Below are 13,501 nucleotides of genomic sequence, written 5' to 3' on the forward strand. Positions count from 1 at the left end.
GGGAAAGGCGCATCTTGTCCTCATCGAAAACGCGCTGCGGCGCAGGATGAAGGAGAAGGACAATGGCTTCCAACGAAAACGGCAAGGTTGCACTCATCACCGGTGCTTCCCGCGGCATCGGCGCAGCAGTCGCTCGACGCCTCGCCAGGGACGGTTTCACCGTCGTCATCAATTATTCCGGCAATGCGGCTCCGGCCGAGGAACTGGCCCGGGAGATCGAGCAGGCCGGCGGCAAAGCGCTGACGGCGAAAGCCGATGTCAGCGAGGCGCAGGCCGTCCGCCGCATGTTCGATGCTGCGGAAACCGCCTTCGGCGGGGTCGACGTGCTCGTCAACAATGCCGGCATCATGATGCTCGCGTCGCTTGCCGAGGCTGACGATGCCAATTTCGACCGCCAGATCGCCGTCAATCTCAAGGGTACCTTCAATACGCTCAGGGAAGCGGCCAAGCGCCTGCGCAACGGCGGCCGGGTCATCAACTTCTCGACCTCGGTCGTCGGTCTGAAGCTCGAAACCTACGGTGTCTACGCCGCCACCAAGGCCGCCGTCGAAACACTGACGGCGATCATGGCCAAGGAGATGCGCGGCCGCAACATCACCGTCAACGCCATCGCGCCCGGCCCTGTGGCCACGGATCTTTTCCTCAGCGGCAAGTCGGACGAACTCATCGCCCGCATGGCGAAGATGAACCCGCTGGAACGTCTCGGCACACCCGAAGACATTGCATCTGCGGTTGCCTTTCTCGCCGGCCCGGACGGCGGCTGGATCAACGGCCAGACGCTGCGCGCCAATGGCGGGATGATCTGACGACAGACCGGCGGCGGCTTCCAGACCGCCGTCATCGCAATTATGTGAACGTGATTGCGGAATTTTTCCTTACAATCCTGCGGAGAGTGCGTATATCTGTTTTATCGCGAGAGAGTGGAATTCCCTGCCGCTCTCTTCCGAACCTCCGGAGCCTGCCGCGCCCATCTGCGGTGCGACAGGCTTGATGTTCAAAGTTGTAAATTGCGGCCCGTCGAAGGTTTTCCCCTGCCTTCCGGGCCGTATTTGTATTGGCGCTTAGACGTCGTTCAGTCTCGCCTCTCCCAGAAGCTTCACCAGCCAGTCGACGAAGACGCGCACCTTGTTACTGAGATGGCGGTTCGGGGGATAGACGACGTAGAGCGGCAGCGCATCGCGGCGCCAATCCGGCAGCACGCGCACGAGCTCGCCCTTCGCAATCGGCTCGCGCGCCATGAAGATCGGCACCTGCGCGATGCCGAGACCCGTCAATGCAGCTGTCAGATAGGTGCGGCTATCGTTGACCGAGGCGATGTAACGCGGACTGGTCTCGATCACCTCCTCGCGCCGGCGAAATTCGAAGGGCAGCGTTCGGTTGTTTTGGGCGCGGAAATAGTTGACGGAGTAGTGGTCAGACTCCAGATCCTCCGGCCGCTCGGGCATGCCGAATTTCTGGATATAGCTCGGCGAAGCACAGGTGATCATCTCGACTTCGGAGACGCGTCGCGCAATCAATGACTGGTCGGCCGGCGTGCCGGCGCGCAGCGCGCAGTCGACATTTTCCGCAAGATAGTCGACCGTGCGGTCGCCGACACCGAGGTCGATGCGGATATCGGGATAACGCTGATAAAAATCGCAGAGTGCGGGAACGACGATCCAATCGGCGAAAGCACCAGCCATCTCGACGCGCAGCCGCCCGCTCGGCAGGCTTTGTGAATTGGAGAGGCTGCCGTCGAGTTCTTCCAACTCCGAAATAATCTGGGCGGCGCGTTCGTAATAAAGCGCGCCGTCCGTGGTTACCATGACCCGGCGCGTCGTACGATTCAAAAGCTTGGTGCGCAGATGCGCCTCAAGGCCCTGGATGAGATTGGTCACTGTTGCCTTGGGCATGGCGAGCATGTCGGCGGCGCGGGTGAAATTGCCCGTCTCCACGACGCGAATGAAGACGCGCATTGCCGAGAGTTGATCCATCGGTTTCAAATCCGCAGTTTGCGTTGCACCATTGTTCGAGATCTGGAACAGTGTTATCGCGATATAGCTTCTTATTCCTTGGTTGGAATAACAATATCTTTTTTATGGAAAATGCAAGCGGCAGCTGTTGTCTGCCTGCGGCCGACGCAAAGAGACCGGAAGCATGACGGTGGAATGGAAAGATATGTTGCTGGATAAGGTGGCCATCGGCCCCGTTTCCGCACGCATCTACCAGGGCGCCGATTACGGCAAGGGGCCGCCGATCGTGCTTTACCTGCATGGCGGCGCCTTTCTCGACAGCGAGAAGAACGTCGACCGGCCGGTGGCGATGAGTCTGGCCAAGGCCGGCGCCATCGTCGTCGCCGCCGACTACAGCAGCCTGTCCGGCAATCTGTTTCCGCAGGCGCTGGAAGTCTCTTTCTCGGTTTTCACTTATCTCGCCAACAAACGCGCCGGTCTTGGCGACCGCAAGTCGCTGCTCTTCGTTGCCGGCGAAGAGGCAGGCGGCAATGTCGCTGCCGGTGTGGCGCTGAAGGCGCGCGACCAGATGCCGGATGCGCTCGACGGCCAGGTGCTGATTTCGCCGCTGCTCGATCCCTTTATGGGTACGTCGTCGATCCGCAAGGCCGAGGCCATCGGCATGCGCCAGCGCTGGACGGAAGGCTGGAGCCATTATCTGAGCGGCGGCGGTTGCCATCCTTATGCGGCGCCGTGCCTCTGTTCGCGTATTTCCGGCGTCGCGCCGGCGCTGATATTCACCGCGGAGGATGATCCTCTGCACGACGAAACAATTGGTTACGGTGCCCGCCTGAAACAGGCCGGCGTCGGTGTGCGCCAGCATGTTCTTCCCGCCGGGACGGGCTGGCCCTCGATTTATGGTGGGAAATCCGACGGAGCGCCCGACTGGCAGGAAAACGTCAGCCGCCATTTCGGAAGCTTCCTTCGGGACGTAAGCGTCCAACCGCAATTGCATTGAAGAAGACCTGATATTTCGGCGGCCTGGGGCCGCAAGGAGAGTACTCATGACGTCCAGAAGTAAGCGCTGGGCCCTGTTGGGCGCCGGCATAGGCCTTGTTGCGTCCGTTTCCGGGGCCGCATTGTTTTTCGAACTGCCGATGAGCACGACCGCCACGGCCGCTTCCGCCCCCGCGCAGGCTCCCGCTGTGCCGGTGACGGTTGCCGTCGTTGCGGCGCGCGACGTGACGGCCTGGGAGAATTTCTCCGGCCGTCTCGAAGCGGTCGACCGGGTGCAGGTGCGTTCCCGTGTTGCCGGCGCCATCCTGTCGGTGGCTTTCCGTGAAGGGGCGCTGGTCAAGCAGGGCGACCTGCTCTTCACCATCGACCCGGCCCCCTACCAGGCGAGCGTGGCGCAGGCGCAAGGTCAGGTCGCTTCGGCCGAAGCCAAGGTCAGTCTGGCTCAGACCGAACTCGACCGCGGCCGCAGGCTTTCCGACAATCGCACCATCTCCCAGAGCGATCTCGATCAGCGCCAGAGTTCACTGGCCGAGGCTCAGGCGGGGCTGCGTTCGGCGCAGGCCGCCCTGCAGTCGGCCCAGCTCGATCTCGATTACACCGAGGTGCGGGCTCCGGTTTCCGGCCGCATCGGCAAGATCGAGGTGACCGCCGGTAACCTCGTCGCGGCCGGTTCGACCTCGCCGGCGCTGACGACGCTCGTTTCCGTCGATCCGATCTATGCGAGCTTCAATGCCAGCGAAGAGATGGTGACGCGCGCGCTCGCCCAGCTTCCGCAGACGGACAGCGCCCTGCCTGCCGTCGAAGAGATCCCGGTCGAGGTCGGCACGCTGACCGACAGCGGTACCCCGATCAAGGGCAAGCTGCAGCTGATCGACAACGAGGTGGATGCATCAAGCGGCACGATCGGCGTGCGGGCCGTCTTCGACAATCCGGGCGGACGCCTCATCCCCGGCCAGTTCGTGCGGGTGCGCATGGGCCAGCCGAAGGCCGAGAACAAGATCGTCATCAGCGACCGTGCCGTCGGCACGGACCAGGACAAGAAGTTCGTCTTCGTCGTCGATGGCGAGAACAAGGTCGCCTATCGGCAGGTCCAGCTCGGCACGCTGGCTGACGGCCAGCGGGTCGTCGAAAGCGGCCTGAACGTCGGCGAAAAGATCGTCGTCAACGGTCTGCAGCGCATCCGTCCAGGCGCCGTCGTCGCACCTCAGATGGAAGAGAAGGTCGCGACCGCGCAGTAAAGACTTTGCCTTCCCCTCCGGGGGAAGGCCAACACCCGAAATGATATGACCCGCCGGCGGCTCCCAAACCGCCGGAGAGGGACGTTGTATCCATGTTCACCCCGGAGAGGGCTTTGATATGAACATCTCCAGATTCTTTGTCGACCGCCCGGTCTTTGCCGGCGTTCTTTCGGTCCTCATCCTGGTTGCCGGCTTGATCGGCCTGCGCGCGCTGCCGATTTCCGAATATCCGGAGGTCGTGCCGCCGTCGATCGTCGTGCGCGCCACCTACCCCGGCGCCAATCCGTCCGTCATCGCGGAAACGGTGGCAACGCCGCTCGAAGAGCAGATCAACGGCGTCGAGGGCATGCTCTACATGTCCAGCCAGGCGACATCGGACGGTGTGCTCAACGTGACCGTCACCTTCAAGCTCGGCACCGACGCGGACAAGGCGCAGCAGCTCGTGCAGAACCGCGTCAGCCAAGCCGAACCGCGGCTGCCGTCGGAAGTCCGGGCCCTCGGTATCACCACGGTCAAGAGCTCGCCCGACTTCATCATGGTCGTCAACCTCGTCTCTGACGGCGACAATCACGACATTACCTATCTTCGCAATTACGCGACGCTGAATATCAAGGATCGGCTCGCCCGTATCGCAGGCGTCGGTCAGGTGCAGGTCTTCGGCGCCGGCGACTATTCCATGCGGGTCTGGATCGATCCGCAGAAGGCGGCCGAGCATGATCTCGCCGCCAGCGACATCAGCAACGCCATCAGCTCCCAGAACGTTCAGGCCGCCGCTGGCATCATCGGCGCTTCGCCGAGCCAGCCGGGTGTGGACCTGCAGCTGAATGTGAATGCCCAGGGCCGTCTGCGCACGCCCGAGGAGTTCGGCAGCATCATCGTCAAGACGGGCGCCAATGGCGAGATCACCCGCCTTCGCGATGTCGCCCGCATCGAGCTCGGTGCTGCGGACTATACGTTGCGTTCGCTGCTTGACGGCAAGCCGGCCGTTGCCGTTGCCGTCCTTCAGGCGCCTGGTTCGAACGCGATCGAGATCGCGGACAATGTGCGCGCCACCATGGACCAGCTGCAGCTCGCCATGCCCCAGGGCGTCAAATACGAGATCGTCTACGATACGACGAAGTTCGTACGCGCCTCGATCGAGAAGGTCATCGACACGCTGCTCGAAGCCATTGCGCTCGTCGTCCTCGTCGTCATCCTGTTCCTGCAGACGTGGCGCGCCTCGATCATTCCGCTGATCGCGGTTCCGGTATCGATCATCGGTACCTTCGCGGTCATGTATGTCTTCGGCTTCTCGATCAACGCGCTCAGTCTGTTCGGGCTGGTGCTTGCGATCGGTATCGTTGTCGACGACGCGATCGTGGTGGTGGAAAACGTCGAGCGCAATATCGAACATGGCCTGTCGCCACGGGCTGCGACCTACAAGGCGATGAAGGAAGTCTCCGGTCCGATCGTTGCGATCGCGCTGGTCCTCGTCGCCGTCTTCGTCCCGCTCGCCTTCATCTCCGGCCTGTCGGGACAGTTCTATCGCCAGTTCGCGCTGACGATCGCAATCTCGACCGTCATCTCGGCCTTCAACTCGCTGACGCTCTCTCCGGCGCTGGCTGCTCTTCTCCTGAAGGGCCATGATCAGCCGAAGGACTGGCTGACGCGATTCATGGACGCCATCTTCGGCTGGTTCTTCCGCGGCTTCAACCGTGTCTTCGGCGCGGGTTCGAATGCCTACGGCAAGGGCGTGGGTGGGCTCTTGTCGCGCAAAAGCATCGTCATGGTGATCTATCTGGCGCTGGTTGGTGCGACCTACAGCATGTTCAGCACGGTCCCCGGCGGCTTCGTGCCGTCTCAGGACAAGCAGTATCTGATCGGCTTCGCCCAGTTGCCGGATGCTGCAAGCCTCGACCGCACGGAAGACGTCATCAAGCGCATGACCGATATCGCGCTGGCGCAGCCGGGCGTTGCCAATGCGATCGCCTTCCCGGGGCTGTCGATCAACGGCTTCACCAACTCCTCGAATGCCGGCATCGTCTTCGTGACGCTGAAGGACTTCGAAGAGCGCAAGACGCCGGATCTCTCGGGCGGCGCAATCGCTATGGCGCTGAACCAGAAATTCGGCGCCATCCAGGATGCCTTCATCGCCATGTTCCCGCCGCCGCCGGTCAATGGTCTCGGCACGACAGGCGGCTTCAAGCTGCAGATCGAGGATCGTGCCGGCCTCGGCAACCAGGCGCTCGACGAGGCCACGAAGGCAGTGCTTGCAAAGGCCTACCAGACGCCTGAGCTTGCGGGGCTGTTCTCCAGCTTCCAGATCAACGTGCCGCAGCTCTATGCCGATCTCGACCGCGCCAAGGCCGAGCAGCTCGGGGTTTCCGTCACCGACGTCTTCCAGACGCTGCAGATTTATCTCGGTTCGCTTTATGTGAACGATTTCAACGCCTTCGGCCGCACTTACAGCGTCCGTGTGCAGGCCGATGCGAAATTCCGCGCCCAGCCGGAAGACATCGGGCAGTTGAAGGTCCGTTCGGCATCGGGCGAGATGATCCCGCTTTCGGCGCTGCTGAAGGTGGAGCCAAGCACTGGTCCGGAGCGTGCGAACCGCTACAACGGCTTCCTCGCTGCCGATATCAACGGCGGTCCGGCACCGGGCTTCTCGTCCGGCCAGGCGCAGGCGGCAATCGAGAAGATCCTTCACGAGACCCTGCCGGCGGGCATCGACTTCGAATGGACGGATCTGACCTATCAGCAGATCCTTGCCGGCAATTCGAGCATTGTCGTCTTCCCCCTGGCTCTGCTGCTCGTTTTCCTCGTGCTGGCCGCCCAGTATGAAAGCCTGACGCTGCCGCTTGCGATCATCATGATCGTGCCGATGGGCGTTCTGGCCGCACTGACGGGCGTCTGGCTCACGGGTGGAGACAACAACATCTTCACTCAGATCGGTCTTGTCGTCCTTGTCGGCCTATCGGCGAAGAACGCGATCCTCATCGTGGAATTCGCCCGCGAACTGGAGTTCGAGGGAAGGACACCGCGGGAGGCCGCGATCGAGGCCAGCCGCCTTCGCCTTCGCCCGATCCTGATGACCTCGCTCGCCTTCATCATGGGCGTCGTGCCGCTCGTCGTCTCCACAGGCGCCGGCTCGGAAATGCGCGCCGCCATGGGGGTCGCGGTCTTCTCGGGTATGATCGGCGTGACCTTCTTCGGCATCTTCATGACGCCGGTTTTCTACGTGCTGCTGCGGCGGCTGACGGGCAACCGTCCGCTCGTCCAGCACAAGCCGGACGAACACAAGGAAGAAGAGGCGGAGGTTATCCGGCTCGCGGCGGAATAAACGGAATTCAACCTTCCTTTGTCGAGTAAATCGGGCGGGAACTTCGGTTCTCGCCCGTATCGTTTGGGGCGTTCGATAAAAATGCGCTACGTCCGTCAAAACGGTTTGCATCGCGGAACGAGGGGACTATCAAAGGTGGACAACGGTTTGGGAGGACTGAATGACGAGTTCGAGAAAAGGTCATGACGGCAGGCGGATCGCCTTTCTCGGCACCGGCCTGATGGGGGCGCCCATGGCTCGCCGGCTGCTTGCCGGAGGCTTTGCCGTCATCGTCTGGAATCGCGATTCCAGCAAGGCCGAGGCGCTTGCGGAAGACGGCGCGGTTTGCGTGAAAACACCTGCGGATGCCGTTTCCGGCGCCGACGTCGTCATCACCATGCTGACCAATGCCGGGGCGGTGGAGGACGTGTTGTTCGACCGGGGCGCGGCCGATGCGATGGCGCCGGGCACCGCCGTCATCGACATGAGTTCGATTGCCCCGCATTTCGCCCGCGATCATTCGGCGAGGCTTGCCGAACTCGGCATCCAGCATGTCGATGCGCCGGTATCCGGCGGTGTCGTCGGGGCGGAAGCCGGTACGCTCGCGATCATGGCGGGCGGCGACAAGGACGTGATCGACGGACTTGCGGATGTCTTTGCGCCGATGGGGCGGGTAACCCGCGTCGGTCCGAGCGGGGCGGGCCAACTCGCCAAGCTCGCCAACCAGCAGATCGTTGCCGTGACGATCGGCGCCGTCGCCGAAGCGATGTTGCTGATCGAGGCGGGCGGCGGCTCGCCGGCGGCCTTCCGAGACGCCATTCGCGGCGGCTTTGCCGAGAGCCGCATCCTGGAACTCCACGGCAAGCGCATGGTCGAGCGGCAGTTTACTCCAGGCGGTTCGTCCAGCAACCAGCTGAAGGATCTGAACGCCGCCATGGCGACGGCCAAGACCCTGTCGCTGACGCTGCCGCTGACGGCGGCGGTGCATGCCGAATTCAGCGAATTCGTCGCCAACGGCAATGGCGAAAAGGATCACAGCGGCCTGCTTCTCCATCTCGAAGAGAAGAACGGCCGGCCGGGAGGAAAGCAGTGACGGACAGCCATTCGCCGCAGCGGCGCCTGCGCTCGCAAGATTGGTTCGACAATCCCGATCATATCGACATGGCGGCGCTCTATCTCGAGCGTTTCATGAATTACGGCATCACGCCGGAAGAGCTGCGCTCCGGCAAGCCGATCATCGGGATTGCCCAGAGCGGCAGCGATCTCACGCCTTGCAACAGGGTGCATGTCGAACTTGCCAAACGCGTGCGCGACGGCATCCGCGACGCCGGTGGCATTCCAATCGAGTTTCCGACGCATCCGATCTTCGAGAATTGCAAGCGCCCGACGGCCGCACTCGACCGCAACCTCGCCTATCTCGGTCTCGTCGAGATCCTCTACGGCTATCCGCTCGACGGCGTTGTGCTGACCACCGGCTGCGACAAGACCACACCTTCGGCGATCATGGCGGCTTCGACGGTCGATATTCCGGCGATCGTGCTCTCCGGCGGCCCGATGCTCGACGGCTGGCATGAAGGGGAACTGGCCGGCTCCGGCACGGTGATCTGGCGGATGCGGCGAAAATATGCGGCAGGTGAGATCGACCGGGAAGAATTCCTGCAGGCCGCACTCGATTCGGCTCCCTCCGTCGGCCATTGCAATACGATGGGCACCGCTTCGACGATGAATGCATTGGCCGAAGCGCTCGGTCTTTCGCTGACAGGCTGCGGCGCCATTCCGGCCGCCTACCGTGAGCGCGGCCAGATGGCCTACCGCACCGGGCGGCGCGCCGTCGAGATCGTGTTCGAGGATCTGAAGCCGTCGGACATCCTGACGCGCGAGGCTTTCCTCAATGCGATCCGCACCAATTCGGCGATCGGCGGCTCGACCAACGCGCAGCCGCATCTGGCTGCGATGGCCAAGCACGCCGGCGTCGAACTCCATCCGGACGACTGGCAGGTGCACGGCTTCGATATCCCGCTGCTGGCCAATGTCCAGCCGGCCGGCGTCTATCTTGGCGAGCGCTATCATCGCGCCGGCGGCACGCCGGCGATCATGTGGGAACTGCTGCAAGTGGGGAAACTCGATGGTAACTGTCGCACGGTGACCGGCAGGACGATGGCCGAGAACCTGGAGGGCAGGCAAGCGCGCGACCGCGAAGTCATCAAGCCATTCGCCGAGCCGCTGAAGGAGCGGGCGGGCTTCCTCGTTCTCAAGGGCAATCTCTTCGATTTCGCCATCATGAAGATGAGCGTCGTCTCAGAGGATTTCCGCCGGCGCTATCTTCAGGAACCCGGGCACGAAGGCGTCTTTGAGGGCAGGGCGGTGGTCTTCGACGGTTCCGAGGACTATCACAAGCGCATCAATGAACCCGAACTCGGCATCGACGAGAATACCATCCTCGTCATCCGCGGCGCCGGGCCGATCGGCTGGCCGGGTTCGGCTGAGGTCGTCAACATGCAGCCACCGGATCACCTCCTAAAGCGTGGTATCCGCAGCCTGCCGACGATCGGCGACGGTCGCCAATCGGGCACGGCGGACAGTCCCTCTATCCTCAACGCCTCGCCGGAAAGTGCGGCCGGCGGCGGCCTCGCCTGGCTTCGTAGCGGCGACATCATCCGCATCGACTTCAACGAGGGGCGCTGCGACATGCTGGTCGATGACGCCGAGATCGAACGGCGCAAGGGTGAGGGTATTCCGCCGGTACCGGCGGATGCGACGCCGTGGCAGCAGATCTACCGTCGAACGGTCACGCAATTGTCGGACGGCGCGGTGCTGGAGGGGGCGACGGAATTCCGCCGGATCGCGAAAAACCCGCCGCGGCACAACCATTGATCTCGAGATACGGTAGACTGCAAGTTCCTTGATCCAAAAGGGGAAAGTCGTAACGAACAGTTCACCTAGTCACGAGTTCGATCATCAAGACAAGGCTTCATTAATGCCGGCCTGAGACCATATTGCAGTTATGCAAGCTTCTAAGGCTAGACCGCGTTGCCAGAAAATAAACCCACACGATCCGAACAAGAGTTTCAGGATCTTCTGCGCCGGCTCGAACTCGCTCTCGATGCATCGCGGATCGGTGTCTGGGAGCACAGTATCGCGAAGAACGGGATCTTATGGGACGCGCAGATGCACCGGCTCTACGAGACCGGCGAGTCGTTCCGGGAGGTGCCGGCATGGCTCTGGTCGAATGCCATCCATCCCGACGATCGCGAGCAGGCCGAACGCGACTTCGACCACGCGATTGCGACACGGGGCGCCTATAATTCGCAATTCCGGATCGTGCTGCCGAGCGGCGAAATCCGCCATCTGCGCTCGCGCGCGCATTTCTACGTGGATGCGGAGGGGTCGCCTTCCTTCATCGGCGCCGAATGGGATGTGACTGCCGACGTACAGCTCAACGCGGAGCTGGCGCGGCAGAAGCTGGTGGCCGAGGCGAGAGCGCTGGCGCTCGAGGAAAGCAATGCGCGCATCGAGCATGTCGCCGATCACGATTATCTCACCGGCTTGTCGAACCGGCGCCTTCTCGACAAGCGGCTCGCGGAGCTGCCGGCCGACAAGAGCATCACGACGCTCGCGGTCCTGCATCTCGACCTCGACCAATTCAAGCAGATCAACGACAGCCACGGTCATGCGGCCGGAGACGCCGTGCTCAGGGCGGCAGCTCTTCGCATTACCGCTGCCATTCCCGCGAATGGCATGGTCGCCCGCGTCGGCGGCGATGAATTCGTCATCGTGCTGGTGAATTTCACCGATCTCACGGAACTGAAGCTGATCACCGAGGACCTCCAGCGCCGATTGCGCAAGAAGATCCGCTTCGGTCAGGAGATGCTGCAATCCGGCGCCTCGATCGGCGTATCCTGGAGCGGCGATCGGCGAGCGCGCAACCTGCTGGCCGAATCCGACCTGGCGCTCTACCAGGCCAAGAAGCTCGGGCGCAATCGCGTCGAATTCTTCACGCGGCAACTGCAGGAGGATCTGCGGGCCAAGCGCCGGCTAGCCGAAGAGCTGAAGCTCGGGCTGGAGCGCGGAGAGATCGTTCCCTATTATCAGGTGCAGCTCGACGCTAGGACACGGGAGGTCATCGGCTTCGAGGCGCTGGCGCGGTGGAAACATCCGGAAAAGGGTGTGCTCGCCCCGGGGATATTCCTGAAGATTGCCGATGAGCACGGACTTGCGGCGGAGATCGACGCGGCGATCCTCAAAAACGTTCTCCAAGACCGGCTGTTCTGGCTGTTGCGCGGCTTTGCGGTTCCGCGCATCGCCGTCAATATCTCGGCGTCGCGCCTTGCCGATCCGGCATTGCTCAACAAGCTGAGGAAACTCGACATCCCGCCCGGTGTGATCGTTTTCGAACTGGTCGAAACGATTTTTCTCGACGACAGCGACGAAAAACTGCTCGAGCATATCGGCGATATCAAACAGATGGGCATCGACATCGAGATCGATGATTTCGGATCGGGCCATGCCTCGCTCATCGGTCTCGTCAAGCTGCGGCCGAAGCGGCTGAAGATCGACCGGCAGCTCGTCACCGAGGTCGTCAGCTCCGCCGAGCAGCGGCGGGTGGTGGGGTCGATCGTGGAAATCGCCAAGGCGCTCGATGTCGAGGTGATCGCCGAGGGCATCGAGACCGAGGCGCATGCCGTCGTGCTGGCGCAGCTCGGCTGCGACGGCCTGCAGGGTTATGCCTTCGGTTATCCCGCCCCGGCCGCAGAGACCGACCGTCTTTTCGCATCGACGGCGAGCGGCATCGAAAAGCAGAAGACCGCGACGGGCGGTTGAACGGCCGGTGATCCTTTTTGCCGGCTGGCGAAAATGATTTCGGCCGGAATGCTCTCCTCGCCTTTCGGATCAGGCAGGCGATATCCTGTCGGCGCGGCACTTTATTTGCCGCGGCAGGAAGATAAATGGGACACAAGTAATTTGCTTGAGCTTGCAACCGCATTGTTTCATGGTAAGGCGGAAACGAAGCTTTCTGCATTGCATCGAAAAATGATTATACGCGTCGTCAACACCATGAGCGCGGTTCTCCATCATTGACAGATGCAATCGGGGCGCTTGGGGCCTGACAATTGCTTTGCCGTTGCTGGGATGGACTTGCGGGACATTCAATCTGGGAAGGTCGCATGAATTCGGAATTTGCCGTTCGTTCGATGCGGCCCGGCGAACTGGAACTCGTACTCGAATGGGCGCGTCAGGAGGGCTGGAACCCGGGCCTCGATGATTCGCTTGCATTTCTCGAGGCCGATCCGTCGGGATTTTTCGTCGGCTCCATCGGTGAAGTCCCCGTCGGATCGATCTCGGTCGTCAAGTATGGCGAGAGTTTTGCCTTCCTGGGCCTCTACATCGTCCATCCCGATTTCCGCGGCAAGGGTTACGGCAAGGCGATCTGGGAGGCCGGCATCGCCAGCGCGGGAGACCGGACGATCGGTCTCGACGGCGTTGCCGCACAACAGGACAATTACCGCAAGGCGGGCTTCGAGCCTGCCTCTTCCACCATTCGCTACGGCGGTGTCGCCACCTCCTTGCCGGTTTCGACGCTGGTCGCGCAGCCGGTGCTCGATTCGCGTCTCGAAGGCCTGCAGCGGTATGATTCGGCGATCTTTCCGCAGCCGCGCGATGCCTTTCTTGCCGCCTGGTGCACCGGCCGCAAGGGCCGTCGCTCGGCGGTGGTGCGTAAGAGCGGCAAGATCCGCGGTTACGGCACGATCCGCCGCTGCTACGAGGGCTACAAGATCGGCCCGCTCTTTGCCAACGATGCCGACAGCGCCGCGGCGCTGCTTGCCGAATTGATCCCCGAGGCGAAGGGGGCTGCGATCTTCATCGACATTCCGGCGGAGAACCACGAGGCGGTCGCGCTTGCCGAAGGCCTCGGCCTTCAACCGGTGTTCGAGACGACGCGCATGTATCGCGGGCCGGCGCCGGCCATCCCGCTGAAACACGTCTTCGGTGTGACGACGCTGGAGCTTGGTTAGGGC

General features: G+C 62.5%; 8 protein-coding genes and 1 pseudogene. 8 read left to right on the forward strand and 1 reads right to left on the reverse strand.

Going from position 1 to position 13,501, the window contains the following annotated elements:
* The first annotated feature begins 62 nt into the window (after positions 1-62).
* Positions 63-806 (forward strand): SDR family oxidoreductase, encoded by a 744-nt coding sequence (locus FHT75_RS00285; RefSeq protein WP_047618623.1) that lies wholly within the window; start codon positions 63-65, stop codon positions 804-806.
* 255 nt (positions 807-1,061) lie between these two features.
* Here FHT75_RS00285 and FHT75_RS00290 read toward each other — a convergent pair whose 3' ends face one another.
* Positions 1,062-1,973 carry a LysR family transcriptional regulator gene (locus FHT75_RS00290; RefSeq protein WP_047618625.1) on the reverse strand — a complete coding sequence of 304 codons (912 nt, stop codon included), beginning with the start codon at positions 1,971-1,973 and terminating at the stop codon, positions 1,062-1,064.
* A 163-nt stretch (positions 1,974-2,136) separates the two neighbouring features.
* Here FHT75_RS00290 and FHT75_RS00295 point away from each other — a divergent pair, with 163 nt between their 5' ends.
* The 7 genes and pseudogenes from FHT75_RS00295 (at position 2,137) to FHT75_RS00325 (ending at position 13,498) form a co-directional block, all read left to right on the forward strand.
* The gene (locus FHT75_RS00295) at positions 2,137-2,949 is read left to right on the forward strand and encodes an alpha/beta hydrolase fold domain-containing protein (RefSeq protein ID WP_063474684.1); all 813 of its coding nucleotides are present in this window, start codon (positions 2,137-2,139) and stop codon (positions 2,947-2,949) included.
* A gap of 46 nt (positions 2,950-2,995) precedes the next feature.
* The gene (locus FHT75_RS00300; protein WP_047618627.1) at positions 2,996-4,186 is read left to right on the forward strand and encodes an efflux RND transporter periplasmic adaptor subunit; all 1,191 of its coding nucleotides are present in this window, start codon (positions 2,996-2,998) and stop codon (positions 4,184-4,186) included.
* A 118-nt stretch (positions 4,187-4,304) separates the two neighbouring features.
* Positions 4,305-7,505: an efflux RND transporter permease subunit gene (locus FHT75_RS00305; protein ID WP_063474381.1), complete on the forward strand. Its 3,201-nt coding sequence runs from the start codon at positions 4,305-4,307 to the stop codon at positions 7,503-7,505.
* Positions 7,506-7,665: 160 nt separating this feature from the next.
* Positions 7,666-8,577 carry an NAD(P)-dependent oxidoreductase gene (locus FHT75_RS00310; RefSeq protein ID WP_063474382.1) on the forward strand — a complete coding sequence of 304 codons (912 nt, stop codon included), beginning with the start codon at positions 7,666-7,668 and terminating at the stop codon, positions 8,575-8,577.
* On the forward strand, positions 8,574-10,358 hold the full coding sequence (locus FHT75_RS00315; RefSeq protein WP_047618635.1) for an IlvD/Edd family dehydratase: 1,785 nt from the start codon (positions 8,574-8,576) through the stop codon (positions 10,356-10,358). Before FHT75_RS00310 ends, FHT75_RS00315 begins: the two co-directional genes overlap by 4 nt.
* Positions 10,359-10,488: 130 nt before the next feature.
* Positions 10,489-12,305 (forward strand): annotated as a pseudogene (locus FHT75_RS00320) (putative bifunctional diguanylate cyclase/phosphodiesterase).
* 344 nt (positions 12,306-12,649) lie between these two features.
* Positions 12,650-13,498, forward strand: coding sequence for a GNAT family N-acetyltransferase (locus FHT75_RS00325; protein WP_063474384.1), 849 nt, complete (start codon positions 12,650-12,652; stop codon positions 13,496-13,498).
* Positions 13,499-13,501 lie beyond the last annotated feature (3 nt).

The organism is Rhizobium sp. BK112, assembly GCF_014193215.1.
In the GTDB taxonomy this organism is placed as follows: domain Bacteria; phylum Pseudomonadota; class Alphaproteobacteria; order Rhizobiales; family Rhizobiaceae; genus Rhizobium; species Rhizobium anhuiense.